The organism is Pseudarthrobacter sp. (genome assembly GCF_036675385.1).
Lineage (GTDB): Bacteria > Actinomycetota > Actinomycetes > Actinomycetales > Micrococcaceae > Arthrobacter.
In genome coordinates, this window is the sequence record NZ_JAKFFD010000215.1 from 1 (window position 1) to 25,210 (window position 25,210).

The 25,210-nt window shown below is 66.1% G+C and carries 22 protein-coding genes and 1 pseudogene; 11 read left to right on the forward strand and 12 right to left on the reverse strand.

What is annotated here, in order from left to right; genetic code table 11:
• Positions 1-242: pseudogene (locus V6M49_RS17710) on the forward strand (hypothetical protein); the annotation flags it as partial.
• Positions 243-255: 13 nt separating this feature from the next.
• Here V6M49_RS17710 and V6M49_RS17715 read toward each other — a convergent pair.
• From V6M49_RS17715 to V6M49_RS17735, 5 genes are all read right to left on the reverse strand, one after another.
• Positions 256-864 carry a phosphatase PAP2 family protein gene (locus V6M49_RS17715; RefSeq protein ID WP_246848658.1) on the reverse strand — a complete coding sequence of 203 codons (609 nt, stop codon included), beginning with the start codon at positions 862-864 and terminating at the stop codon, positions 256-258.
• A gap of 27 nt (positions 865-891) precedes the next feature.
• Positions 892-2,358, reverse strand: a complete 1,467-nt coding sequence (locus tag V6M49_RS17720) for a dihydrolipoamide acetyltransferase family protein (protein WP_141138798.1) — start codon at positions 2,356-2,358, stop codon at positions 892-894.
• Between the two features lie 70 nt (positions 2,359-2,428).
• Complete coding sequence (locus V6M49_RS17725) at positions 2,429-3,409, reverse strand: alpha-ketoacid dehydrogenase subunit beta (RefSeq protein WP_141138799.1); 981 nt, start codon at positions 3,407-3,409, stop codon at positions 2,429-2,431.
• Complete coding sequence (locus V6M49_RS17730; protein ID WP_246848659.1) at positions 3,409-4,689, reverse strand: thiamine pyrophosphate-dependent dehydrogenase E1 component subunit alpha; 1,281 nt, start codon at positions 4,687-4,689, stop codon at positions 3,409-3,411. The genes V6M49_RS17725 and V6M49_RS17730 overlap by 1 nt, the downstream gene beginning before the upstream one ends.
• 149 nt (positions 4,690-4,838) lie before the next feature.
• Positions 4,839-5,954 carry a histidinol-phosphate transaminase gene (locus V6M49_RS17735; RefSeq protein WP_141138800.1) on the reverse strand — a complete coding sequence of 372 codons (1,116 nt, stop codon included), beginning with the start codon at positions 5,952-5,954 and terminating at the stop codon, positions 4,839-4,841.
• 82 nt (positions 5,955-6,036) lie between these two features.
• Between V6M49_RS17735 and V6M49_RS17740 the strand changes: the two genes are divergently transcribed.
• A complete protein-coding gene (locus tag V6M49_RS17740; RefSeq protein ID WP_141138801.1) occupies positions 6,037-6,465 on the forward strand; it encodes a phage holin family protein in 429 nt (142 codons plus the stop codon).
• Between the two features lie 17 nt (positions 6,466-6,482).
• Here the strand turns inward: V6M49_RS17740 and V6M49_RS17745 are convergent, their stop codons facing one another.
• Positions 6,483-7,853, reverse strand: coding sequence for a hypothetical protein (locus tag V6M49_RS17745; protein WP_332762416.1), 1,371 nt, complete (start codon positions 7,851-7,853; stop codon positions 6,483-6,485).
• A gap of 68 nt (positions 7,854-7,921) precedes the next feature.
• Positions 7,922-8,269 carry a hypothetical protein gene (locus V6M49_RS17750; RefSeq protein ID WP_332762418.1) on the reverse strand — a complete coding sequence of 116 codons (348 nt, stop codon included), beginning with the start codon at positions 8,267-8,269 and terminating at the stop codon, positions 7,922-7,924.
• 143 nt (positions 8,270-8,412) lie between these two features.
• Here V6M49_RS17750 and purB point away from each other — a divergent pair, with 143 nt between their 5' ends.
• From purB to V6M49_RS17785, 7 genes are all read left to right on the forward strand, one after another.
• On the forward strand, positions 8,413-9,855 hold the full coding sequence (gene purB, locus V6M49_RS17755) for an adenylosuccinate lyase (protein WP_332762420.1): 1,443 nt from the start codon (positions 8,413-8,415) through the stop codon (positions 9,853-9,855).
• A 176-nt stretch (positions 9,856-10,031) separates the two neighbouring features.
• Positions 10,032-10,703, forward strand: coding sequence for a histidine phosphatase family protein (locus V6M49_RS17760; RefSeq protein ID WP_141138803.1), 672 nt, complete (start codon positions 10,032-10,034; stop codon positions 10,701-10,703).
• Positions 10,704-10,818: 115 nt separating this feature from the next.
• A complete protein-coding gene (locus V6M49_RS17765) occupies positions 10,819-15,708 on the forward strand; it encodes an NAD-glutamate dehydrogenase (protein WP_332762422.1) in 4,890 nt (1,629 codons plus the stop codon).
• Between the two features lie 97 nt (positions 15,709-15,805).
• Complete coding sequence (locus V6M49_RS17770) at positions 15,806-16,309, forward strand: GNAT family N-acetyltransferase (RefSeq protein ID WP_056341852.1); 504 nt, start codon at positions 15,806-15,808, stop codon at positions 16,307-16,309.
• Between the two features lie 75 nt (positions 16,310-16,384).
• Entirely contained in the window at positions 16,385-16,819 is a 435-nt protein-coding gene (locus V6M49_RS17775) for an acyl-CoA thioesterase (protein WP_082575848.1), read from the forward strand.
• A 145-nt stretch (positions 16,820-16,964) separates the two neighbouring features.
• Entirely contained in the window at positions 16,965-17,591 is a 627-nt protein-coding gene (locus tag V6M49_RS17780; protein ID WP_141138805.1) for a thymidine kinase, read from the forward strand.
• 78 nt (positions 17,592-17,669) lie between these two features.
• The gene (locus V6M49_RS17785; RefSeq protein WP_332762427.1) at positions 17,670-18,515 is read left to right on the forward strand and encodes an ACT domain-containing protein; all 846 of its coding nucleotides are present in this window, start codon (positions 17,670-17,672) and stop codon (positions 18,513-18,515) included.
• 49 nt (positions 18,516-18,564) lie between these two features.
• Here the strand turns inward: V6M49_RS17785 and V6M49_RS17790 are convergent, their stop codons facing one another.
• Genes V6M49_RS17790 through V6M49_RS17805 form a run of 4 tightly spaced genes read right to left on the reverse strand, consistent with a single transcriptional unit; the run spans position 18,565 to position 22,445 of the window.
• A complete protein-coding gene (locus V6M49_RS17790; protein ID WP_332762429.1) occupies positions 18,565-19,482 on the reverse strand; it encodes a diacylglycerol/lipid kinase family protein in 918 nt (305 codons plus the stop codon).
• A gap of 49 nt (positions 19,483-19,531) precedes the next feature.
• Positions 19,532-20,905 (reverse strand): NAD(P)(+) transhydrogenase (Re/Si-specific) subunit beta, encoded by a 1,374-nt coding sequence (locus V6M49_RS17795; protein ID WP_141138808.1) that lies wholly within the window; start codon positions 20,903-20,905, stop codon positions 19,532-19,534.
• Positions 20,902-21,237: an NAD(P) transhydrogenase subunit alpha gene (locus V6M49_RS17800; RefSeq protein WP_141138809.1), complete on the reverse strand. Its 336-nt coding sequence runs from the start codon at positions 21,235-21,237 to the stop codon at positions 20,902-20,904. Before V6M49_RS17800 ends, V6M49_RS17795 begins: the two co-directional genes overlap by 4 nt.
• On the reverse strand, positions 21,237-22,445 hold the full coding sequence (locus V6M49_RS17805) for a Re/Si-specific NAD(P)(+) transhydrogenase subunit alpha (protein ID WP_332762431.1): 1,209 nt from the start codon (positions 22,443-22,445) through the stop codon (positions 21,237-21,239). The genes V6M49_RS17800 and V6M49_RS17805 overlap by 1 nt, the downstream gene beginning before the upstream one ends.
• A 345-nt stretch (positions 22,446-22,790) precedes the next feature.
• Between V6M49_RS17805 and V6M49_RS17810 the strand changes: the two genes are divergently transcribed.
• Positions 22,791-23,033 (forward strand): helix-turn-helix transcriptional regulator, encoded by a 243-nt coding sequence (locus V6M49_RS17810; protein WP_168223468.1) that lies wholly within the window; start codon positions 22,791-22,793, stop codon positions 23,031-23,033.
• Positions 23,026-24,354 (forward strand): type II toxin-antitoxin system HipA family toxin, encoded by a 1,329-nt coding sequence (locus tag V6M49_RS17815; protein ID WP_332762433.1) that lies wholly within the window; start codon positions 23,026-23,028, stop codon positions 24,352-24,354. Before V6M49_RS17810 ends, V6M49_RS17815 begins: the two co-directional genes overlap by 8 nt.
• Positions 24,355-24,365: 11 nt before the next feature.
• Here the strand turns inward: V6M49_RS17815 and V6M49_RS17820 are convergent, their stop codons facing one another.
• The gene (locus V6M49_RS17820; RefSeq protein WP_141138813.1) at positions 24,366-25,178 is read right to left on the reverse strand and encodes an IclR family transcriptional regulator domain-containing protein; all 813 of its coding nucleotides are present in this window, start codon (positions 25,176-25,178) and stop codon (positions 24,366-24,368) included.
• Positions 25,179-25,210 lie beyond the last annotated feature (32 nt).

The window sequence follows — 25,210 nt, forward strand, 5'->3', positions numbered from 1 at the left end:
GCGCGGTGCATGGTGTCCGTTCTCACCCCCGCCACGGCAACCACATCGCGCCGGGGCTGCTCTTGCCGGAAACCCTGGAGAGCGTGCTGCGCGGCGACTGGAAATTCTTCGCGGCCCTCTCAGGCATTGCCCTGGTTCTGGGCGGCCTGATGTTCGCCACGTTGCCTGCCTTGACTGACGGCATGGCGGGTAATCCCGAGATGGTCGAGATGATGACGGCCTACTCCGCCTCCGGCTACTGACGCCAGGCTTCCGCTAAAGGAGCCAGCCGCGCAAAAGCCACCACAGGCCGGCTATCACCAGGCCGCCGAACAGCGACCCGGCCACCACCTGCGCCAGGGTGTGCGCGCGGAGCACCACCCGGGACCAGCCGACGGCGGGAACCAGCAGGAGTAACGGCAGCCAGGCCGGACCGAGCATCAGGACGGAAATAACTGCGGCCGACGACACCGCCGCCGCGTGGCCGCTGATCTTCCAGAAGGGGCTCACGGCGGCCAGCACAACGATGCCGCCGACGATGGCCAGCACCATGACCATCACGCTTCGCGGCGCACCGGCGGCTTGCAGCACCACCAGGCCGGCGGTCACGGACGCCAGTGCCATGAGCAGTACGGGTGCCCGCTGTTTGCGGTTGCTGACGTGGTGGTCCGTGACCTTGCCCAGCCTTACGAGCCCCAGGAGCACAACGAGCGGCAGTACGCACACAAACAGCGCGGCCAAGGCTCCATAGCCGATGGTGCCTGGGAATCCGGCCTCCACCACAGGGCTGACCAGGAGCTGAAGCGTCACCACCACCGGCGGCTGGAACACCTCTGTCAGCCATCTGGCGGCCAGGTTCCTGGACTGAATGGCGGTTTGGTCCACGGTGTTGATGTTCGTAGTCCCGGCGTCCTAGTCCAGCAGGAGCGCTGGCTCCTCAAGGATCGCGGCGACGTCGGCCATAAAGCGGGCGGACAGGTCCCCGTCCACCACACGGTGGTCAAAGGAGCCGCCGAGGGTGGTGATCCAGCGCGGGATGACCTCTCCGTCCAGGACCCAGGGCTTCTGCTTGATGGTTCCGAAGGCAACAATGGCCACTTCACCCGGGTTGATGATCGGCGTTCCGGTATCAATGCCAAGCGCACCGATGTTGGTGATGGTGAGCGTTCCGCCTTGCATTTCGGCGGGCTGGGTCTTGCCCGCCCGGGCCGTGGTGGCCAGGTTGTTCAGGGCCAGCGCCAGCTCCTTGAGCGACAGGTCCTGCGCATCCTTGATGTTCGGCACCATCAGCCCGCGCGGGGTGGCTGCGGCGATGCCGAGGTTCATGTAGTGCTTGACCTGGATCTCCGCGGCGTCGGTCCCGTCCACGTTGTCCACCCAGGTGGCGTTGACGCTGGGGTTCCGGGCGGCAGCCCAGATGACGGCCTTGGCAAGGATCAGCAGCGGGGAGACCTTGATTCCCTCAAAGTCTCGTGAAGCCTTCAGCCGCTTGACGAATTCCATGGTGCGGCTGGCATCAACATCAACAAAGATGCTCACGTGCGGCGCGGAGAAAGCCGACTCCACCATCGCCTTGGCCGTCGCCTTGCGGACGCCCTTGACCGGAATCCGTTCAATCCGCTGGTCCTGGGGCTTGCCTGCCTTGCCCCAGAAGCCCTCGGCCTGGTCCAGCTCTGCATCGCGCTGGGACTGGTAGCTGACCAGGTCCTCGCGCGTGACTTCGCCGCGGGAGCCGGTGGCCACCACATCGGCGAGATCGATCCCCAGATCCCGGGCGATCTTGCGGACGGGAGGCTTGGCCAGAACGCGGTTCACGAGGCCTGTGATGGTTCCGCCGAGGGTGGGCCGGTTATCGACGGCTTCGGTGATTGACTGGGTCTCGACAGGCCTGACCGCCGGGTTTTCGGTGATTGAGCTTGTCGAAATCGCCGGGACCGCGGCTGACCCGGCCTGGGCGGCGGGTGCCGCCTTCCGGGGACGGCGCTTGACGGCGTCGGCCTTGGGGCCCGATCCCACCAGCGGACCGCCGGCCAGGGCACTGCCTGAAGTGCCGCCGTCGTCCGCGGGAAGCTTGCCGTACAGGGGCTGGACGGGAGTTTCAGGGGCCGGGACATCGGCCGGCGTCGGGTCACCGGCGACGGCGTCAGAGACGCTGATGATGGCGGTTCCGACGTCGATGGTCACGCCCTCGGGGACCAGCAGTTCGGTGACGGTGCCGGCGAAGGGGGACGGCAGCTCAACGAGCGACTTGGCGGTCTCGATCTCGCACAGGACGTCGTTGATGGCCACGGTGTCCCCCGGCTTGACCTTCCAGGCGACGATTTCCGCCTCGGTGAGGCCTTCGCCCACGTCGGGCAGGTTGAACTTGTTCAGAGTCATGGTGTCCTCTTTCGCGGCAAGCGTGAGCGGGAAGCGTGAGCGGGAAGCGTGAGCGGGAAGGTGCCTGCGCCTAGTAGGCCAGGGCGCGGTCCAGCGCCTCGAGGATGCGGTCGATGTCGGGGAGGTAGTCTTCCTCGACCTTGGCCACCGGGTACGGCATGTGGAAGCCGCCCACACGGATCACGGGAGCCTCCAGTGAGAGGAATGCACGTTCGCTGATCCGGGCAGCAATCTCGCCGCCGATGCCGCCGAAGGTCGGTGCCTCATGCGCCACCACGAGCCGGCCTGTCTTCTTGGCGGACGCCGTGACGGTGTCGAAGTCGATCGGTGAAATGGAGCGCAGGTCGATGACCTCAATGCTGTGGCCGTCCTCGGCAGCGGCGTCAGCAGCGGCAAGGGCCACCGGCACGAGCGGTCCGTAGGCCACCACTGTGGCGTCCGTACCCTCGCGGAGCACGTGCGCCTTGAAGGGGTCGGCCGACGCGCCGGGGTTCTGCGTGTCGACCTCGCCCTTGAGCCAGTAGCGGCGCTTCGGTTCGAAGACGATCACGGGGTCCTGGCACTCCACTGCCTGCCGGGTCATCCAGTACGCGTCGTGGGCGTTGGACGGTGTGATGATGCGCAGGCCTGCGGTGTGGGCGAACAGCGCCTCCGGTGATTCCGAATGGTGCTCAATGGAGCCGATACCGCCGCCGTAAGGGATCCGCACAACGACGGGAACGGTGAGGTTGCCGTTGCTACGGGCGTGCAACTTGGCCAGCTGGGTGGTGATCTGGTTGAAACCGGGGAACACAAACCCGTCGAACTGGATCTCGCAGACGGGCAGGTAGCCGCGCAGGGCCAGGCCGATGGCCGTGCCGATGATGCCGGACTCGGCGAGCGGTGTGTCCACCACGCGGTCCGGGCCGAACTCCGCGAGGAGTCCGTCGGTGACGCGGTAGACGCCGCCCAGGGCCCCGATGTCCTCGCCCATGAGCAGGGTCCGCGGGTTGTTGTCCAAGGTGGCGCGCAGGCCCTCGTTAATGGCCTTGGCTATGGTCATGGTGGTCATCAGCGGGCCACTCCTGTCGCTGCGTCATCCGGATCCGGGCTGCCGGGCTCAGCGCTGTTGTGCTCCGGCGTTCCGGCGAAGCCTGCGCTGTATTCCTCAAACCAGGCCAGTTCCTCGGCCACCAGGGGGTGGGCCTCGACATAGGTGTTGGCGAAGGCGGTCCGGATGTCCGGGGTTTCGAGGTCGTAGGTGGTCTTGCGGACGTAGGCGGCGAGTTCGTCGCCGTCGGCCTTGACCTGGTCAAAGAAGGCGTCATCTGCCAGCCCCTGCGCCCGAAGGTACTTTTCGAGGCGGTCAAGCGGATCCTTGGCCCGCCATAGGGTTTCCTCGGCGGATTCCCGGTACTTCGTGGGGTCATCAGCCGTGGTGTGTGCACCAACGCGGTAGGTGAACGCCTCGATCAGCACCGGCCCCTTGCCCTCGCGGGCATGTTCGAGCGCCCACTCGGTCACGGCGTGGACGGCGATCGCATCATTGCCGTCCACCCGGATTCCCGGGAATCCGTAACCCTTGGCACGGTTGGACAGCGGAATGCGGGTCTGCACCGAGCTGGGAACGGAGATGGCCCAGTGGTTGTTCTGGCAGAAGAACACCACCGGCGCGTTGTAGGAGGCGGCGAACACCATGGATTCGTGGACATCGCCCTCGGAACTGGCCCCGTCACCGAAGTAGACCATCACCGCGGCCTTGGGCTCGGCCGGACGGTCCGGCGCCCCATCCGCGGCGACTGCGGCGGCCGCCTTCTGGTCCCGCTGGATCCCCATGGCGTAGCCGACGGCATGCGGCGTCTGCGCGGCGAGGACCAGGGTGTAGAGATGGAAGTTGGTGTCCTTCGGGTTCCAGCCGCCGTTCGAAACCCCGCGGAACTGGCGTAGGAGCTCAGCAAGGTCCACATTGCGGGTCAGCGCCACGCCATGCTCGCGGTAGGTGGGGAAGATGTAGTCCTGCGGCTGGCTGGCCCGCCCGGAGCCGATCTGCGCGGCCTCCTGGCCGGTCAGCGGGACCCACAGGGCCAGCTGGCCCTGGCGCTGGAGTGCGGTTGCCTCAACATCAAACCGGCGGATCTTGGCCATGTCAGCGTAGAAGCCACGCAGCTTTTCACCGTCCAGCCGATCCGCATACGCGGAGAAGACCGGATCCGTCCCCAGGGTCCCGTCAGGCGCCAGCAGTTGCACCATAGGCTCGGCCGGACTGCCCAGTTGGGCCTCGGCCTCAGCCTCAAGCTGGTCGTCTGCCGCTGTCTCATCGAACTCGGTGGAGGGCAGATGTGTGGCGCCCATACCGTCTCCTTGCTTGCCGCATGCGGATGCATTGCAATGTCGCTGGGATATATGCCGCTAGAGGAATGCATTCCCGCGTTGGCATATATATTGGCTTACTGGTCCTTACTTTATCTTCAGTAGGTGCCGCTCCTGATGCATGTTAAGCGCTAGGAACGTCGTGGCGCCTTTGTATAGTTTGCACAGAGAGCGAGGAACCGGCTGTTGGCCTCTGCCTCGCCGATGCTGACCCGCACGCCTTCGCCGCCGAAGGCTCGCACCGAAAGCGCCTGCGTGCCCGCCAGTTCGGCAAATTCCGAGCTGTTTTCGCCAAGGTTCAACCAGACGAAGTTGCCCTCCGCCTCGGGTACGAACCAGCCGAGTTCACGCAGTCCGGAGGTTACGCGGGTTCGTTCGTCCACGATGCTTTGTACCCTTTCTACAACCAAGGGGTAATTCTGCAGCGACACTATGGCTGCATTTTCAGCGATCTGTGACACGGCGAACGGCGTGGCCGCCACACGCAAGTACTGGGTCAGCACAGGGTTCGAGACGCTGTAGCCCACCCGCAGGCCCGCCAGTCCATGTGCCTTGGAGAACGTCCGGAGCACCACAACGTTCGGGTATTTGCGGTACATCGCGATGCCGTCCACAGCACCGCTGGCGCGGACGAACTCTTGGTAGGCCTCATCAATCACCACCACGACGTCGGACGGGACCGCCTGGATGAACCGCTCCGTTTCCGCAGTGGTCAGGACGGGGCCCGTGGGGTTGTTCGGGGTGCAGAGCAGGATGACTTTGGTGCGGACCGTTACGGCCGCAGCCATCGCATCCAGGTCGTGGCGTCCCTCGGCCGTCAGCGGAATGCGGACGCTCTCTGCGCCCACGAGGCCCACGCTGATGGGATACGCCTCGAAGGACCGCCACGCATAAATCACCTCGTCCGCTTTGCCGTCGTCGTTCTGGCCGGCGAACGTGGACAGCAGCTGGTTGAGGGCGCCGAGGCTTCCGGCGCCGGTGACCACATCCTCGGCCGGCACTGCCAGGAATTCGGCGAGCGCCGCACGAAGCTTGCTGCTGAGGGGATCGGGGTAGCGGTTGAAGTCCGTCTGGTTGGAAATTGCCTCCAGCACTGCCGGAAGAGGGGGCAGGGGGTTCTCGTTGGACGACAGCTTGTAGCTGGCCAGCCCATCCACGGCGACGGGAGGCTTTCCTGCGGCGTACCGGGGTAGCCGGCTAACCACGGGGCGCGGCCGGATTTCGCCAGGCAGGATCTCTGAAGTCATGCAAACTAGCCTACTTCGCCTGACCGGCACGGGCCGGGTGGGCGCCCAGGCGGGGCTCAGGGCAGTGTGACAGCATGGGCCTATGCGCTCTTTTATTGTTCGAGTCCTTATCAACGGGCTGGCCCTCTGGATTGCCAGCTGGATACTGCCGGGCCTGGATATCTCTACTTCGGCCACTACCGAGGCGGTGGCCAACACGGGCGTATCGCAGGGCACCGAGACGATTGGCATCGTTCTCGCGTATCTGTTCATCGGGTTGATCTTCGGCGTGGTGAATGCGTTTGTCCGCCCCCTGGTCAGCTTTCTGTCCCTGCCCATCACCATCCTCACGCTGGGCCTGTTCACCATCGTTATCAACGCCGCCATGCTGTATCTGACGTCCTGGCTCAGCAGTTACACGCCGGTGAACTTCACCATCGATTCGTTCTTCTGGACGGCCGTCCTCGCGGCCATCATCATCACGCTCATTTCACTGGTTGCCGGGCGGCTGACAGGCGCCGGCAGGCGCTGACGGGCGCTGACGGCGGATCACTTCGCCCGGTCAATCTCAGACGCCCGCTGAGGAGGGTCTGGCATCGGCTTCGGTACAGGTTCGGGAGGCTTCGAACGGGACAGCGCGAAGCGGGTGGCCGTTGCCGTGCCGCCTGCCCCCAGGACGCCGCCAAGAACCGCGGTTGACGCCATCAGAGAGGGATCGTCACTTGCTGCGACGAGCCGCGCGGCTCCCTGGTAGTTGTTGAGATTGTGGCCGGGCCCAATACCGAATGCACCACCTTCTGGCGTGGTTACTGGGCTGTTGAGGGTCACCGTAACCCGGTTTCGGGCGTCCGGGTTCGGTGTACCGTCGCTGCCGGGCACCCAATCCTGCCGGTGCTCCAGGTGAAGGGCGGTGACGTCGGCGTCCGGAACAATGCCACCCACGGGAGACCCTGCGGTGAGGACATATTTCATGTCGTACTCGTTAAGGAAGAGATCGTCGGCCGCCAGGTTCATTGCGTGGATTCCACCTTGGCTGTAACCCACGGCCACGACGGGCGCCCCCTTTTCCGCGCCGGCAGCCTGCAGGGCCCGTAGCACCGCCGCGTTGACTTCTGCGGAGCTGTGGCCCAGCCCTTCAACGATGCCGGCTTCGTCGAACGGATTAACGCCGCCCATTTCACCTCCGGCCTGCGTTCCGGGAATGACCACCACGTAGGCCTTCTGTCCCCCGTTATCCACTTCGACGACTTCGATGTAGCCTTCACCGCGTTCATCGATGATCCGTGCCCGTTCCAACAACGCAGCCGGAGAACCGTCGAATTCAATGGGCAGCGTCTCCTTCTTTTCCAACGTGACCGAACGCGGCTGAAGGATTCGGTTTGAACGCCCGGACACACCGGCGAGCAAAGGTACCGCCGCCGCAATATGCCTGCCCGCCGCCATGTCTGCCGCAAGCGCTACCCAAAAGCGCTCCGGGGAGACTGCCAACAAGGCAGCCATCGCAAGTGGTCCCACGGCGAGTTCCGTGACTTCCCTGTTGGGAACCGGACCCAAGCCGAGGTCCACCGCCAGCCTGCCAAGGGTTTCGGGGCTCGTCAGGCCGCCGCCAATTCCGCGCGAGAATCCCGCCCACGCTTCCGCCGTTTCGTAGTCCCTTTTGCAGTCCCGCACCTGGCTGCTGATTCCCTGCAGCTCCGCACGGACCGCCTGGACACTCCACTGCGCCTCCCCGACGTCCATCAGGGCCGCCGTTCCGGTGGGACGCGCTTCATCCTGGTACGGACACAGGTCTTCCCAGATGCGGCGCACCTCCACTTCGACGGCAGCCAGCTCGCCCGCAGCAGCGTCGAGCTTCTCCGCGCCGCCTACGAGCTCCTCCAACTGAAAACTGATCCCTCCGATGCCGCCCCTGATTTCCATGCCCCCTTCCACGGCAGGCCCTGTCAGCTGGATCGGCCCGCCGCTGCCGGATGGCGTCACCTCGGCCATCAGTGCCGCCCCGCCGGGTTGCCGGCGGACGTTCCCACCGCCTGTGCGTGGCGTTTCACGGAAGCCAGCGCGTCCTCGAGCCGTACCCTCGCCCTCCCAAGGGCCACTTCCTGCAGAGCCACCGAGTTCCTGTACGCCCTCCCGGCAGGTGACTGCCAGTCCAAAAGCTGGATCTCGCGAAAGCCGCCGAGGACCTTTTCCACCCTCCCCAAGCAAAGGTCAACCCGTGCCGCCAACTGCTGAACCTCATAACCTCGGGACATGCATGCCGCCATGTCGGCTGCCGTCACGTCACTGCCCATGCCCGTTCCCCCTCCCGGATACAGCCCGAACTTTTCGTCCGTCAAGGCCCAACTCCTGAACGCCGACGCTACGGAAGGCAGACCACACGACGGAAGCACCGCCGTCGGCTATGTGGACAAGTCACGCCGTTGTTCACATGCGACGGACCGCTTCAGCGGCGGTGAGGAGTTCATGAAAGAATCAGCACATGCCTGAAACTGCCGCCACAGCTGATACCCGCACGCCCTCCGGACGCCTGGCCCTCGCCGCGTCACCGGACCAGATCGCCCTGGGTCCGCTGGACGGCCGTTACCAGTCCGCCGTTGCGCCCCTCGTTGACTACCTGTCCGAGGCAGCCCTGAACCGTGACCGCGTGGCCGTGGAAGTCGAATGGCTCATCCACCTGACCAGCAACAATGTCCTTCCCGGCGCAGGCGCGCTCACCGCGGGACAGCAGGAAAAGCTCCGCGCGATCGTCACCGAATTCAACTCCGCCTCGGTGTCCGAGCTCGCCGAAATCGAAGCCGTTACGGTCCATGACGTGAAGGCCGTGGAGTACTACATCGGCCGCCGGCTGCCCGCCATCGGTATCGAGAACCTGACCGCCATGGTCCACTTCGGCTGCACGTCCGAGGACATCAACAACCTCTCCTACGCCCTGGGCGTCAAGGGCGCTGTGGAGGACGTGTGGCTGCCCGCCGCACGCGCCCTCGTGGCCCAGATCAGCAAGATGGCCGAGGACAACCGCGCGGTCCCCATGCTCTCCCGCACGCACGGCCAGCCCGCCACGCCCACCACCCTGGGCAAGGAACTGGCAGTCATCGCGCACCGCCTGACCCGCCAGCTGGACCGGATCGCCAAGACCGAATACCTGGGCAAGATCAACGGCGCCACCGGAACCTACGCAGCCCATGTGGCTTCTGTCCCCGGCGCTGACTGGCAGCAGGTGGCCAAGTCCTTCGTCGAGGGCCTGGGCCTGACCTGGAACCCGCTGACCACCCAGATCGAAAGCCACGACTGGCAGGCCGAGCTCTACGCCGACGTCGCCCGGTTCAACCGGATCCTGCACAACGTCTGCACGGACATGTGGAGCTATATCTCCATCGGCTACTTCGCCCAGATCCCCGTGGCCGGCGCCACCGGATCCTCCACCATGCCGCACAAGGTCAACCCCATCCGGTTCGAGAACGCCGAGGCGAACCTGGAAATCTCCTCCGGCCTCCTGGACGTGCTGGGCTCCACGCTGGTGACCTCCCGCTGGCAGCGCGACCTCACCGACTCCTCCAGCCAGCGCAACATCGGTGTGGCGTTCGGCCACTCCCTCCTGGCGATCTCCAACGTGGCCAAAGGCCTGGACCGCCTCGATGTTGCCGAAGACGTCCTCGCCGGCGACCTGGACACCAACTGGGAAGTCCTGGGCGAGGCCATCCAGATGGTCATGCGCGCCGAGGCGATTGCCGGCGTCGAAGGCATGGAAAACCCGTACGAGCGGCTCAAGGACCTCACCCGGGGCCAGCGTGTGGATGCCGCCCGGATGCAGGAATTCGTCCAGTCCCTGGGGCTCTCCCCCGAGGCCGAGGCCCGGCTGCTCGCCCTCACGCCGGGCAAGTACACCGGCATCGCGGACCAGCTGGTGGACCACCTCAAGTAGGACGCTGCAGGCACAAGAAGTACGACGCAGGCACAAGAAGTACGACGGCGGCGCCGGGTCCTTGGCGGGCCCGGCGCCTTCCGTGGTTGAGCCTGCCGAACGGTTGCGGTGTTCGCGCCCGACGTCGGCCCGGCAGGCAGACGCCGGATCCCGCCGCCGGATGCGAAACTGGAGTCATGAAGCTGCTCCTCATCCGCCACGGACAGACCCCCGGCAACGTACTCGGCCAGCTGGACACCGCCCACCCGGGGCCGGGGCTGACCGAGCTGGGAGAACGCCAGGCCGAGGCCATGGCACGGTCCCTGGCCAACGAGCAGATAGGCGCAGTGTACGCATCCACACTTCTGCGGACCCAGATCACGGCCGCCCCGCTGTCCCGGCTCCACGGGCTTGAGGTTGAAGTCCTGGATGGGCTGCACGAGATCGAAGCAGGGGCGCTGGAGAAACTGACCGACCACGAGTCGCACATGCGCTACATGGGGACAGTGTTCGCATGGGCAGCCGGTGACCTGGACCGCCGGATGCCGGCGGGCCCGGACGGCCACGAGTTTTTCGAACGGTACGACGCCGCCATCAACCGGATTGCCGAGCGCGCGGCCAGCAATGGTGGCTCCGCCGTCGCGGCCGTGGTGAGTCACGGCGCGGCCATCCGCACCTGGACCGGGCTCCGCGCCGCCGGCGCCGACCATGAGTTCGCGGCCCGCCATGTCCTGTCCAACACGGGCATCGTGGCCCTGGAAGGGGACCCCGGCGCAGGCTGGAAGCTGATCCACTGGGACGGGAGCCCGGTGGGCGGCCTCGCTCTCGCGGATCCGACCGCCGAGGACCCTATGGGCGGCGCCGCGTAGCCGCTGGGAAACACTGGACGCCATGTGGCGGGGCGTCCATGATGAAGTCAGGCATGAGGCTTCCCCAGGGGACCACGGCCAGTGGTGCCAGCCCTTGCCGTGGAGGCGCAGTGGAATGTCACGCGAAACCGCACCGGCTGCCCAGGGAGGGGCTGCCGGTCCGTTCGAGGCCAACGATTCCTTCTTCGCGGACTACTACGAGCACGTCGCGGCAGAGGACCTCCTGGACTACAGTCCGGAGACCCTGGGCCGGCGGGCCCGGTACCACGCGGAATTAGCGGGCATCCGCGCTCCCGGACAGTCCGTCGTCGGGGTCCTGAATGAAACCGATGCGAGCATCGTGATGGTGGTCGCCAATGACATGCCCCATCTGGTTCACTCGGTGACAGCCGAGCTGACCAGGGAGAGCGCGTCGATCCGGCTGCTCGTGCACCCCACGTTCCGGGTGCGGCGGGACCCTGAAACGCATGCGTTGCTGGACGTCGCGCATGGGCCATCGCGGGCCGGACTGACAGCGGCGAACGCGGGCCACGCGGAAATCCCGGACGTCCGCCCGGACGAGTTGGGCGGCATCCAGGATGGGACCACAGAGACTTGGGTGGCCGTGGAAATCGGCCGGCTGCCTGGGGACTCGGGCGCCGAGGAAGTCATCGCGAACCTCCACGGGGTGCTGGCCGATGTTCAGGCAGTCGCCGAAGACCTCCCAGCCATCCATGCCCAGGTGACAGCCGCCGTCGGCTCCGTTGACGGATTCCCCAGCGCCACGGACCCGGCCCCGGATCAGCTCCGGGAACTGCTGCTCTGGCTGGACAACGGCAACTTCGTGTTCCTCGGGTACAGCGAATATGAGCGCACGACGGCGGGCGGCCGGGATGCCCTGCGCGTGCGGGCGGGCGCGGGGCTGGGGCTGCTCCGGGAGGACCGTCCGGAAGGCGGGACTGGTCCGGCCTCCGGCGCACCGCACACAGCGGAGTCCGTGGAGGCAAGCCTCCTCAGCCCGCGGGCACTCACGCTCGCTACCTCGGATCTGCGTTCCTCGGTCCCCCGGCCCGCCTACCTGGACGAGATCCGTCTTCGGATCTTCGACGATGGCGGAGCCGTGGCCGGAGAGCGGCGCTTTGTGGGCCTGCTCGCTCCGGGCGCCACCGGCCAGTCCGTACGCCGCATTCCGGTGGTCCGGGACAAGGTCCTGGCCGTGCAGGAGCACCTTGGTTTCAAGACTGCCTCGCACCAGGGCAAGGAACTGCTGGCGGTGCTGGAGTCGTTCCCACTCGACGAACTGTTCCATATGGAACAGCTCGATCTGGCCCAGCTGGCCACGGAGATCCTGCGCCTGCAGCAGCGCCGCCAAACGCGGCTTTTCCTGCGGCCGGACAGCATCGGCCGCTTCATGTCCGCCCTGGTTTTCCTTCCCCGGCGCCGCTACAACACTGCGGTCCGGCTCAGGATCGAGCAGGAACTCAGGCACGCCTTCAAATCCCCGTCCATCGAGTTCGAGGTCCGGCTAGGCGACTCCCCTATGGCCCGGGTGTTCTTCCGGATCCTGCTGGGCCCCGGGACGCCAGCGCCCGACGTCGACCCCCTGGAGCTGGAGCGGCGTGTAGTGGCGGCAAGCCGCTCGTGGACGGAGGGCCTGGACGAGTCCCTCCGTGACCGATTCACCGCAGAGGAGGCGGCGCGGCTCTCGACACTGTGGCAGGGCTCGTTTCCGCCCGGCTACCGTGCGGACCATGACGCCGAGGACGCGGTCCGCGACATCGCCGCCTTCGAGGAATTCGACCTTGACGGGACGGGCGGGCGGGCGCTGGACAACCCTCTGTTGACTGTCTATGTCCGGCCGGAAGCCACGCGGCCGCCGGCAGAGGACGCGCGGATGCGCCTCTACCTGACCAGCGCCCAGAGCCTCACCCGGTTCCTGCCATTCCTCCACAACCTGGGGCTTGAGGTGCTGGACCAGCGTCCCTTTGAGCTTCGGCGCGCCAACGGACAGGACCTCTTCCTCTACGACCTCGGGCTGAAGTACCCGCCCGGCATCGATCCCCTGGAAACCAGCATGCTGTTGGCGGATTCGTTCTGCGCGGCCATGCGCGGAGACATCGAGTCGGACGGCTTCGATGCCCTGGTGATCAGGGAGAAGGTCAGCTGGCGCCAGGCCGTGGTCCTCCGCAGCTACGCCAAATACCTGCAGCAACTGGGCACCCTGAATTCCTACGGCTTCATGGCGGACACCCTGCTGTCCAACACCCGGGCCACGCACGCACTGCTCGCGCTGTTCCACGCCAAATTCGTTCCCGGCATTGACTGGACCCGGCGCCTCCGCGACACGGCCGCCGCCAGGAAGGAACTGATGGCCGCGATCGAGGAAATCCCCAGCCTCGACGCCGACCGGCTGCTCCGCATGTTCATGAACCTGATCGAGGCCACGCTCAGAACCAACTACTTCCTGGACAGGCCCCATGTGAGCTTCAAGCTCAGCCCGGCCGCCATCCCCAACGCACCGTTTCCGAGGCCCAAGTTCGAAATCTGGGTGTACTCGCCGCGAGTGGAAGGGGTTCACCTGCGGTTCGGCATGTTGGCCCGCGGCGGCCTGCGCTGGTCGAACCGCAGCGAGGACTTCCGCACCGAAGTCCTGGGGCTGGTCAAGGCCCAGAACGTCAAGAACTCGGTCATTGTGCCCACCGGGGCCAAAGGCGGCTTCTACGCCAAACGGCTTCCGGATCCTGCGATTGACCGGGCCGCCTGGATGGCCGAGGGGCAGGAGAGCTACCGGATCTTCATCAGGGGAATGCTCGATCTCACGGACAACCTGCTTGGTTCCGGAAACGGCGGCACGGTGGTGGCCCCCAAGAATGTGGTCCGTCACGACGGCGACGATTACTACCTGGTGGTGGCCGCAGACAAGGGGACGGCTGCTTTTTCGGACACCGCCAACGAGGTGGCCCACGCGTACGGCTTCTGGCTTGACGATGCCTTCGCCTCCGGCGGGTCCGTAGGCTACGACCACAAGGAAATGGGCATCACGGCCCGCGGCGTGTGGGCGTCGGTGAAGCAGCACTTCAGCGAGCTGGGCCTGGACACGCAGCGGGAGGATTTCACGGTCGCGGGCATCGGCGACATGAGCGGCGACGTCTTCGGCAACGGGATGCTGCTCTCCCGCCATATCGTGCTGGTGGCGGCCTTCGACCACCGGCACATCTTCCTGGACCCAAACCCCGATCCGGACACCTCCTATGCGGAACGCCGGCGGCTTTTCGGGCTGCCCCGGTCCTCCTGGGCCGACTATGACGCCCGGGCCATCAGCGCGGGCGGCGGCGTCTACGCCCGGTCCGCAAAGACCGTCCCAATCAGCGATCCGGTCCGGATCGCGCTGGGCCTCGAAAGTGGCCGGAGCAGCATGGCGCCGCAGGAACTCCTGCAGGCCATCCTCCGCGCGCCGGTGGATCTGATCTACAACGGCGGCATCGGCACGTACATCAAGGCCTCCAGCGAAACCCAGGCCGAGGTGGGAGACAAAGCCAACGACGCCATCCGCATCAACGGACACGAACTGCGGGCCCGGGTCATCGCCGAAGGCGGGAACCTTGGCGTCACCCAGCGGGGCCGGATCGAAGCCGCGCTGCACGGAGTCCTCCTGAACACCGACGCGATCGACAACTCGGCCGGCGTCGACTGTTCCGACCACGAGGTCAACATCAAGATCTTCGTCGATGCGATGATCGCGGCAGGACTGATGCGCCGGGAGGAGCGGACCGGGTTCCTGCATTCGCTCACCGATGAGGTGGCCAGGCTCGTCCTGAAGGACAACACCGAGCAAAACGCGCTCCTCGTGGCCGAGCGGCAGCTGGTGCTGAACTGGAGCCCCGGGTTCGAGCGGACCATGGACTGGCTGGAATCCACCACGGACCTGGACCGGAACCTTGAGGGACTGCCAAGCACGGAGGCGCTGCATGCCCGCCTGCAGCGCGGGGAAGGGCTGACCTCCCCGGAACTCTCCGTGCTGGCCGCCTACGCCAAGATCGAACTGGCCCGGGAACTGAATGCCAGCGACCTGGCCGATGACCCCTGGTTCAGGCAGACGCTGCGCAGCTACTTCCCGCGCCAGATCGTGGAACGCTTCGGCGACGAGCTGGACAGGCATCCACTGCGCCGCGAGATCGTGGGCACCGTCATGGCCAACGACATCGTCAATATCGGCGGAATTACTTTCGCGTTCCGCGCCATCGAGGAAACCACGGCCAGCGCCGCCGCCGTTGCCAGGGCCTTCGTGGTCCTGCGGGAGGCTTACGATCTGGATTCGATAGTCGCGGCCCTGGCCGCACTTCCCCCGGAATTCCCCAGCAAGGAAAGCGCCGGGGTGGCCCTGCACATGCGCAGGCTTTTGGACCGCGCCACCCGCTGGTATGTGACCCATGACCACAGGGACCAGCCGATCTCCGAAGCCCTGGCCCGGATCAAGCCGACGCTCGACATCCTGCGAACCAAGACCTCGCACTACTTGCGCGGGGCCGATCTTGACCTTGTGGAGGACCGCCTGGCGCACTGGGACAGCGTCGGTCTGCCCGCGGAGCTCGGCAAGCGGGCGTCTGATTTGCTGGAAAGCTTCGGTCTCCTGGACATCTCGCTCATCTCGGAACAAGTCCGGGAGCCCGTCACCGCGATCATCGACGTCCACTACGCAATCTTCGAGCGCATTGGCGTGGTCAGGTTGTTGCTTCGCATCACGGACCTCCCCAGGGCGAACCGCTGGGAAGCCCTTGCCCGGGCGGCGCTGCGTGACGATGCCTATTCGGCCGGCGCCGACATGACCACGTCCGTCATGAAGTCCACTCCGCCACAAGCTGCAGGAGTCGATGCCGTGGAACGGATCGTGGCATGGGAGCGCGGGTACCAGGAGCAGCTGGCCCGGATCAAGGACACGTTTGCCGAAGTGACCAAACCAGGGGATGTGGACATCGCTTCGATCTCCGTCGCCCTGAAGCTGCTGCGAACCCTGGTCCGCCGGTAGCCCGTAGTTCTCCGGACGCTTACGCCAAGGAAACACCACGGTAACCGCGGCTTCGTAGGCTTGATGTGCATAACCCCTTCGGCGAAAGAGGCTCGCGATGCAGACCAACCCACGGCTCAACATCAGGCAGGTCACCTGGGCCAACCCTGTGGGTGCCGATCTGCGCAGGGCCCAGCAGGCGGAACTGGACGCCCGCTTCGGTACCCCTGACCACGAACCGGGGACCCCGCCGTCGGGCGCTGACTGTGCCGTGTTCCTGGTGGCGTACGACAAAGGCTCGGGACAGCCCGTGGGCTGCGGCGGACTCAGGCTGCTGGACAGCGCCACGGCCGAAATCAAACGGCTCTACGTGCTCCCGTATACGCGCGGCTCTGGCGTTGCCAGCTCCATCCTGGCTGCCCTCGAAGCGGAGGCGCACAAGCAGGGCATCACGCGCATCAAGGCCGAAGCAGGCTCGGCGCAGCCGGACGGCCGGAACTTCTACGAGAACTCCGGCTTCGATTCCGTCCCCAACTTTGGCGCTTACGTGGGCGTGGAGCACTCTTACTGCTACGCCAAGTCGATTGACTCGCACAGCGCCGCCCACACTGCCATGGCCTGAGCCAAATCCGGGCGGCGGTCCGTTAACAACAACTGCCACCACGTAACCTGCGCCGCGGCACGCTAACCTCGCCATATGGAATCCACTGACATCACCTTCCGCACCCGCAAATGGATCCGGCCGGAGGACCTGAACGCCAACGGGACCCTCTTCGGCGGAAGCCTGCTGAAATGGATCGATGAGGAAGCCGCAATCTACGCCATCCTCCAGCTTGGCAACGGCCGTGCGGTCACGAAGTACATCTCGGAGATCAACTTCGTGAGCTCCGCGGTGCAGGGAGACCTGGTGGAAATGGGCCTGACGGCGACGCGCTTCGGACGGACGTCATTGACTATGCGCGCCGAAGTCCGCAACATGATAACGCGCCAAAGCATCCTCACCATCGAAGAGATCGTCTTTGTGAACCTCAGCCCGGCCGGCAAGCCCGAGCCCCACGGCTACACCGAAATCACCTATGAGCGGGACCGGATTCCCACGCATCACCTGACGGAAACCCTCATTCAGGACTGACGACGGCGGGACGCGCCCCGCGCGGGCTGGGCGGGGCGGGTGAGACCTGAGCGGGCGTGCCGGCAGTCGGGGCGCCGGCCGTTTGCGATGGATCCCTGGGACGTACGGCATAGGATCGATAGCCGGACCCATTGAAAGGACCCTCTTGGCCAAGCTCTACTTCCGCTACGGCGCCATGAACTCAGGAAAGTCCACCGGGCTCCTGCAGGCCGCCTTCAACTACGAGGAGCGGGGCCAGCGTGTCCTTCTCGCCAAGCCCGACGTGGACACCAAAGGCGATACGGACATTGTGTCCCGTCTGGGCATGACCCGGTCCGTGGACTTCCTGATCTCCGCCACCACCCCCGTGCGCGAGCTCTTTGCCGCCCATGCGGCCGGCGATGACCCCGATGCCCTGCTGGAGCACGTGGACCAGAAGCCGGTAGCCTGCCTGCTGGTGGACGAGGCCCAGTTCCTGACCCCGGACCAGGTGGATGACCTGTTCCGCATCGCCGTCCTGGACAACGTGCCGGTTCTCGCCTACGGCATCAGGACAGACTTCCTGACCCGCGCCTTCCCGGGATCGCGCCGGCTTATGGAGGTCGCCCACACGCTGGAAGAGCTCAAGACCATTTGCCGGTGCGGGCGCAAAGCCATCTTCAACACCCGGCGCGTTGGCAACGAGGTGGTGTTCGACGGCGACCAGGTCGCCATCGACGGCCAGGACGTCTGGTACGAATCCCTGTGCGGCTCCTGCTACCTCGAGGAGTCCGGCGGCCGCCTGGGCTCGTGAGTTTGCCCCCGCCACCTGTTCCCACAATCGGAACGGCAGGGCAACGCCGCCGAAACACCCCGCTGTGATCCTTGAGGCATGAAGCCCAACGCAAGGAACCCTGCCGCGGCTGATTTGAGCTGCGAAGTCTGCGGCCTGATGCCGGAACCCACCAAGACCCGCCTGACCTTGGCCAACGTGGCCGTTATGCTCCCGATCGAACTGCTGGTCCACGCCCTCGTGGTGGGAACGCACCTGCCGTATCTTGCCAAGGTGCTGGTCCTCACGCTCACGGCCACAGTGCTGGTGATCTGGGTGGCGGAGCCGTCCGCCGCCCGGCTGCTCCGCGGCTGGCTGCACGCGCCGACGCTGCGGCACCACAGGAAGCTGGGCAGCGCACCGTCGTTGTGGCGGGCGCGCACGGTGCTCCAGGACCACCCGGGTTCGCTGCAGAAAATCACCCGGGCGCTGGCCCGCTTGGACACCAACATCCTCAGCATCCACGTCCACCCCGTTGAAGGGGGCGTGCTGGACGAGTTTGTGCTCTCGGCGCCGGGGAACCTCAGTGAACGGCACCTGCTGGAGGCACTGCACGACGGCGGCGGCTCGAGTTCGCGGGTCTGGCCCACCACCGCGCTGGCCATGGCGGACGGCCAGACGAAGGCGCTGAGCCTGGCGGCACGGATCGCCGACGCCCCGGACGAGCTGCCGCTGGCGGTGGCCGAGCTGCTTCGCGCCCGCATCCTCACCCCCGCAGAGGCCACCCTGGAAGCGGACGACGCCGGGACCCGCCTGAAGATCCCCACCGCCTGGCACGGCCCCATCACCTTCGCCCGTCCCGGCGAACCCTTCACGCCCGCCGAGTCAGCCCGCGCGCACCGGCTCGCCGAGCTCGCCGAAATCCTGGCCCACCGGCCGGCGCCTGCCCAAGTGACTGGCAGTTAACGTCGTCATTTCCGCGTTGACGACGTTAACTGCGAGCTAGTTGGGCCGGTTACATCCGGATGGTGAGCGCGCCGGGCTCAATGGTCATCAGGACGTGCTTGCCGTCGCCTTCGTGGTCGCCGTCGAGCTGATAGTCGTCGTTGTGCTCGAGAGTGACCTCTACGGTTTTGCCCTGGTAGTACTCCACGGACGTGTCCTTGCCGCGGCCCTTGCCGATCATGCCGGCCACCACGGAGAACCACCCGAATTTCCCCCTCGGTGCCAGCACGGCCACGTCCAGCAGGCCGTCATCCATCTTGGCGTCCGGGAAGATCTCCAGTCCGCCCTGGACCTTGCCGCAGTTACCCACCATCACGCTGCGGACCCCACGGTGAACCACTGTTTTGCCGTCGAGGACGATGGTTGCCTTCACCGGCTTGCCCGGCAGGTTCCGGATCCCGGCGTCCACGTAGGCCAGCCAGCCCACCTTGTCCTTGAGGTCCTCATTGGTGTCGGCCATGATGGTGGCGTCGTAGCCCACTCCGGCCATGACCAGGAAGACCTGTTCCTTGTCCGGATCATTGCGGGCGGCCCGGACCACGTCGATCTTCCGCTCCGTGCCCGCCAGGGCCCCGGCCATGGCGCCGTCAAAGTCGGTAACGTCCATCCCCAGGTTCCGGGCCAGTAGGTTTCCGGTGCCGAACGGAAGCAACCCCATGGGCACGTCCCCGCCGGAAAGGACCTCGGCCACACACCGCACGGTGCCGTCGCCGCCGGCAGCAATAACGACGTCGGCCCCTTGCTTGAGTGCCTCCTTCGCCTGGCCGACGCCGGGGTCCTCCTTGGTGGTCTCCAGCCAGATGGGATCGCCCCAGCCGTTCTCCGAGCAATGCTTGGCCGCCAGGGCACGCACGTCGATGTCCACCGGCTTGGCAGGATTGATGATGATGGCCGGGCGCTTGCGGGAAGTGGAGCTGTTGGCTGTCATGGTGTCCTTCGCTGACATGGGAATTGGGCCTTGGGGACAGCGTACTTCGCTACAGCGCCTTCACCGCGCCCAGCACCTTGGCCAGGGAATCCTTGGCGTCGCCGAAGAGCAGCGAGGTCTGCGGTTCGTACAGGAGCTCGTTCTCGATCCCTGCGAATCCGGGCCGCATGGACCGCTTCAGGAAGATCACCTGGCGGGCGTCGGCCACTTCCAGGATGGGCATACCGTAGATCGGCGAGCCGGAGGACGTCTTCGCCGCCGGGTTCACCACGTCGTTGGCGCCCACCACCAAAGCGACGTCGGCCATGCGGAACTCGGAGTTGATCTCGCCCATTTCCTTGAGCGATTCGTACGGCACGTTCGCCTCGGCCAGGAGCACGTTCATGTGCCCCGGCATGCGGCCCGCCACGGGATGGATGGCGAAGTCCACCTCGATGCCGCGGGCTTCGAGGGCCAAGGCCAGCTCGGCGGCTGTGTGCTGGCCCTGCGCCACCGCCAGGCCGTAGCCGGGGACGATGATCACCCGCTGCGCGTAGCCCAGGAGCACCGCCACGTCCTCCGCGCTGGAGGACCTGACGGGACGTTCGCTCACGGCGGTGGACCCCGCCGTCGAACCTCCCTTGAAGGCGCCGAACAGGATGCCGGCCACGCTGCGGCCCATCGCGGCCGCCATGGCCCGGGTGAGGATGGTACCGGAGGCGCCCACCAGCGTGCCGGCCACCACCAGCAGCACGTTGCCGAGCACCACGCCGGACGCCGCCACGGCCAGGCCGGTGAACGCGTTCAGGAGCGAGATGACGATAGGCACGTCCGCGCCGCCCACCGGCAGCACCAGCAGCGCACCGGCGGCCAGGCCCAGGACCATCAGCAGCACCGCGAGCGCCAGGGAACCGGACAGGACGACGGCGACGGCGGTGCCCACGGCGGCAAGCAGCACCGCCGCCATCACCACGGGAAGGCCCGGAAAAACGATGGGCCGGGTGGTCATGAGTTCCTGGAGTTTGGCGAAAGTGACCCCGGAGCCCGCGAAGGACACGGCCCCCACCAGCAGGGTGAACACGATGGCGACGCGGACCCAGGGGTCGGCGGTGTGGCTGAGTTCCAGCAGCGCCACCAGGGCTGCGGCGCCGCCGCCCACGCCGTTGAACAGTGCCACGAGCTGCGGCATCTGGGTCATCTGCACCCGCCGGGCCACCGGCGCGGCCACGGCGGACCCCACCGCGATGGCACCGATGATCCAGGGGATGTTGTCCAGCCGGGCGGAAAGGAAGACCGTGACGACGGCGAGGAGCGCACCGAAGGCACCGATCAGGTTGCCGCGCCGGGCAGTCCGGGGCGAGCTGAGGCCGCGAAGGGCCAAGATAAAGAACACCGCGGCGGCGAGGTAAAGCAGCGAGGTCCAGACGGGGTCGAGGAGGGTCACTTTGCTTCCTCCCTGCCGGTGGATTCCTTGAGCGTGGCTTCCTGGCGGACCACGTCTTTCCGGGCACGGAACATGTGCAGCATCCGGTCCGTCACCACAAAGCCGCCCACGAGGTTGGCGGTGGCCAGCACTACCGCGAGCAGCGCCACGGCCAGGATCCACGGGTCCGCCGCCTGGCCGGCCACGATGATGGCGCCCACCAGGATGATGCCGTGGATGGCGTTGGCTCCGGACATCAGCGGCGTGTGCAGGGTGCTGGAGACCTTGGAAACCACTTCGAAGCCCACAAACACCGCCAGCACGGTGACCGTCAGAAGGCTCATGCCGTCCATCAGATTCCCCCTTCGTTCTGGACCGTGTCGTTCTGGACCCGGGGCGCATGGTCGGGCGGGGCGGGGACGAGTGCCGCCAGGGCCTCGGCCGTGGGCAGGTGCCGCACCTCGCCGTCGTGCGTGAGGCACGCGCCGGCGATCACGTCGTCGTCGAAATCGGGGGCAACGGTGCCGTCCCGGACCATCAGGGCGAGCAGGTTGGCCACGTTCTTGGCATACAGGCGGGACGCGTCCTGCGCCATCGCGGACGGTGCGTCCTTCAGCCCCACCAGCGTGACGTGGCCCTGCCCGTCGGCGGTCGGAACCAGGATGTCCTCGCCGGGAACAACGCCCTCCACGTTGCCGCCGGACTCAGCGGCGAGGTCGACGACGACGGAGCCGGGGCGCATGCCCTGCACCATTTGGCGGCTCACGAGGAGCGGTGCGCGCCTGCCCGGGACGGCCGCCGTCGTGATCAGGACATCCGCCACGGCGACGTGCGGGGCGAGGAGTTCACGCTGGAGGGCGCCGCGGTCGGCACTGAGTTCGCGGGCGTAGCCACCCGATGCCTCCGCCGTTTCCAGGTCCAGCTTGATGAACGTGCCGCCCATCGACGCGACCTCGTCAGCGGAGGCGGGCCGGATGTCGTTGGCGGAGACCCGGGCGCCCAGCCGTTTTGCGGTGCCGATGGCCTGCAGCCCGGCAACCCCGGCGCCGAGCACCAGCACACGGGCCGGCGGGACGGTGCCGGCGGCGGTCATGTACAGCGGGAAAAAGCGCGGCAGCCGGATGGCGGCTTCGAGCACGCAGCGGTAGCCGGCCACCAGGGCCTGGGAGCTGAGCGCGTCCATGGACTGGGCGCGCGAGATGCGGGGCACCAGTTCCAGGGCGAAGGCGCTGACGCCGGCCTCCACGAGCGCCTGCACGGTGGCGAGTTCGGACGACGGCGAGGCCAGGCCAATGGTGACGGCGCCCCTCTTCAGGGCCGCCGCCGTCGGGGGTTCCAGCGGGCGGACGTGGACCAGGACGTTCAGTTCGCCGGGATCCAGGTCCTGGACGATGCGGGCGCCGGCATCGGCGTAATCGTGGTCCGAGTGGCCGGCGGCGGCCCCTGCTCCTGCCTCGATCAGGACGTCCAGGCCAAGCCCCGCCAGCTGCTTGACCGTTTCCGGCGTGGCGGCCACACGCCGCTCACCCTCATGACGTTCCCGCGGTATGCCCAGTTTCAAACCGCCAACTCCCTTACGGACGAGTGCGGCAGTACCTCTGGCGTTGGCTCCCAGCCGTGGTCCGGCTGTTTCAGGGCGGGGCTTCGAGTAGCGGCACTGCTGCACGTAGTTGGCTAGAGTCTATGGCGCTTTGATGGGATGCGGTGGCTATGTTGCTGCGGGTCAACCGGTTGGCTGTCTTTTGGGGCGTGTCTGCGGCTGCCCCGGGCATCGGTCCGAAGCTTAAAACGCCAGCGAATGTTTGAATATCCGCACATCCGACGATGTTGGTATATTCAAACAATGCGCAATGTTGTAATATTCATACACTTGACAGTGTTGCCATAATCAATCATGAGGAGTGGTATGCCCGCCTTCGAAGCCCGCAGCCCCAAGGAATTCGGCGCCGCAGTAAAGCACGCGCGCACTGGACGCGGATTGACGCAGGAACAGCTGGCGGAGGAACTCGGTATCCCCCGCCTGTATCTTGCGAGCCTTGAGTCCGGTACCCCGACCCTATGGGCCACACGCATGTTCCGGACTCTTCGTCGCCTTGGAATCAGGGTGACCATCAGCTACGACGTTCCCGCAGGATCCACTGGTGCCTGACCACTTGGACGCCTATCTCTACGATGATCACATTGGCACGGTAACGCCCACGCGGCGGGACCGGCGGCAGGTGACATTCACGGTGAACCCTTCATTCGCCGGAGCGCCAGGGCTTCTCAGTGAGGGTTTCTCACTCGTCCCGGGGACAACTGTCGACACCCGGCAGGTCTCCAATTTTCTCGGCGGTTACGCCCCCGAAGGAAACCACCGCATCCAGCTTGCACGTAAAGCCCGCATTGATGAGAGTGACCTGTTCGCATTCCTCAAGAAATACGGCCTAACCATGGCCGGGGCCCTCTCCTTCCGAACCGATTCGCCCGGCGACCATGCCCCTGGCGCTTACCGGCCTCTCAACACGCGAGAAGTGATCCGTAAGCTCGAAACAGCCCAGCGGGACTTTGACCTGGGAAATGAGCCAGACAGCGGCCGCTCGATGCTCCCGGGGTTCCAGCCAAAAGTTCTCCTGGCGAAATTCGCTGATGAGTGGGCCTACCCGGAGAATCGGGCGCATTCGACTCACATTCTTAAGCCGCCGCCACCACACCGCCCTGCCACAATCTTCGATGAGTACTACTCCCACGAACTGTCACGACACATGGGTCTGACCAGGTTCCAGAGTGAGCTGGTCACCTACAACCAAGTCACGTTCCTTGCCATCCAGCGATACGACCGCATCGTCGAGGGAGAAGCCGTCCGTCCCATCCATCAGGAGGACGCTGCACAGGCCCTCGGACTCGACTGGACTGACTCCGCCGTCAAGTTTCAGAATCCCGAGCAGCCCCACTCGCCGCTAAGGCCCACGGCCCGGAGGATCGCGGAACTCTTTGGATCCTTCGGCGACGGGACAGATCTTGAGATTTGGTTGCAGCACCTGGTCTACAACGTGATCATCGGCAATCATGACGCGCACGCGAAAAACGCGTCCATAGTTCATGAACCGAAGGGGGATTCACGGATCGCCGACCTCTACGACGCCGTCCCCATGCTGCACATTAACGACGATCCGTCGCGGATCGGTTCTCGGAAGATTGGCGACGAGCTGTCGTTGGCGATCGGCGGTGAGTTCAACCACCACCGGATCACCCTTGATCATTTCTACGCCGAAGCCGCCAGCTGGGGTGGAATTGGAAAACGACGCATCGAGTCGGTCATTCGCGACACGCTTGCCCGCCTGGCTGTTGCCCTGAACGAAACTCCGGTCATTTCCGGCGGTAGCCCCGCTCTCCGGGACAGGATCGGCTATAACCTCGATCGGATTGAATCCGGAAAGTCGATCGGAAAGCCAAAAAGGCCGATCGCCGCCTGGTCGAAACGCGCCTGACCTTACGGAGGCTACCGACGGGCCGTCAGGTCCGCCGAGACGAGCTTCGCGGTAGCCACGATTTCCCGGGCCACTGCGGCCAGATACGCTTCCGGATCCGGCTGGGCCGCCACCGACTGGGCCTGGAGGGACACGTTCACCGCGGCCACCACCTTGGTTGGCCCATCGAACACGGGAGCGGCAACGGACATCAGCCCGAGCTCAAGCTCCTGGTCAAGCAGGCACCAGCCCTGGGCGCGGACGGTATCCAGCACTGCCAGCAACTCCGGGATAGTGCCAAGCCCGCGCGGCGTCAGCGGTTTGATGTCCGCCGCTGCCAGGTAGTCCTTGAGTCCGGCGGGCGGCAGGGCCGCTAGCAGCACCCTGCCCATGGACGTGGCATAGGCCGGGAAGCGTGTGCCCACGGTGATGCCGACATTCATGATGCGGCGCGTGGTCACCCTTGCGATGTAGGCGATGTCCGTGCCGTCCAGCACCGCCGCCGACGTGGATTCGCCCAGCTTGAGCGACAGTTCCTCCAGGTGGGGCTGGGCCAGCTGCGGCAGGGACAGCCCGCTGAGGTAGGCGTAGCCGAGCTGCAGGACCTTGGCCGTGAGCGCAAACGTCTTGCCGTCAGTCCTGACGTAGTCCAGCTCAACAAGGGTGTGCAGGAAGCGCCGGGCCGTGGCTCTGGTCAGGTCTGTCCTGGCCGCCACCTCGGTGAGGGTCATGACCGGGTGGTCGGTATCAAAAGCCCGGATCACCGCCAGCCCGCGCGCCAGCGACTGCACGTACTGGTCGCTCGCCTGCGGGGCGGCCCGTGAGTCTGCGGGTGCGTTGGTCATGGTTACCAATCCTATTCGGCGCGAAGGGACAG

Coding starts and splice junctions, on each gene's coding strand:
- V6M49_RS17720 (WP_141138798.1), bottom strand. CDS start 2,358: ATGACTCTGAACAAGTTCAACCTGCCCGACGTGGGCGAAGGCCTCACC.
- V6M49_RS17725 (WP_141138799.1), bottom strand. CDS start 3,409: ATGACCACCATGACCATAGCCAAGGCCATTAACGAGGGCCTGCGCGCC.
- V6M49_RS17730 (WP_246848659.1), bottom strand. CDS start 4,689: ATGGGCGCCACACATCTGCCCTCCACCGAGTTCGATGAGACAGCGGCA.
- V6M49_RS17735 (WP_141138800.1), bottom strand. CDS start 5,954: ATGACTTCAGAGATCCTGCCTGGCGAAATCCGGCCGCGCCCCGTGGTT.
- V6M49_RS17740 (WP_141138801.1), top strand. CDS start 6,037: ATGCGCTCTTTTATTGTTCGAGTCCTTATCAACGGGCTGGCCCTCTGG.
- V6M49_RS17745 (WP_332762416.1), bottom strand. CDS start 7,853: ATGGAAATCAGGGGCGGCATCGGAGGGATCAGTTTTCAGTTGGAGGAG.
- purB (WP_332762420.1), top strand. CDS start 8,413: ATGCCTGAAACTGCCGCCACAGCTGATACCCGCACGCCCTCCGGACGC.
- V6M49_RS17760 (WP_141138803.1), top strand. CDS start 10,032: ATGAAGCTGCTCCTCATCCGCCACGGACAGACCCCCGGCAACGTACTC.
- V6M49_RS17765 (WP_332762422.1), top strand. CDS start 10,819: ATGTCACGCGAAACCGCACCGGCTGCCCAGGGAGGGGCTGCCGGTCCG.
- V6M49_RS17770 (WP_056341852.1), top strand. CDS start 15,806: ATGCAGACCAACCCACGGCTCAACATCAGGCAGGTCACCTGGGCCAAC.
- V6M49_RS17775 (WP_082575848.1), top strand. CDS start 16,385: ATGGAATCCACTGACATCACCTTCCGCACCCGCAAATGGATCCGGCCG.
- V6M49_RS17785 (WP_332762427.1), top strand. CDS start 17,670: ATGAAGCCCAACGCAAGGAACCCTGCCGCGGCTGATTTGAGCTGCGAA.
- V6M49_RS17790 (WP_332762429.1), bottom strand. CDS start 19,482: ATGACAGCCAACAGCTCCACTTCCCGCAAGCGCCCGGCCATCATCATC.
- V6M49_RS17800 (WP_141138809.1), bottom strand. CDS start 21,237: ATGGACGGCATGAGCCTTCTGACGGTCACCGTGCTGGCGGTGTTTGTG.
- V6M49_RS17810 (WP_168223468.1), top strand. CDS start 22,791: ATGCCCGCCTTCGAAGCCCGCAGCCCCAAGGAATTCGGCGCCGCAGTA.
- V6M49_RS17820 (WP_141138813.1), bottom strand. CDS start 25,178: ATGACCAACGCACCCGCAGACTCACGGGCCGCCCCGCAGGCGAGCGAC.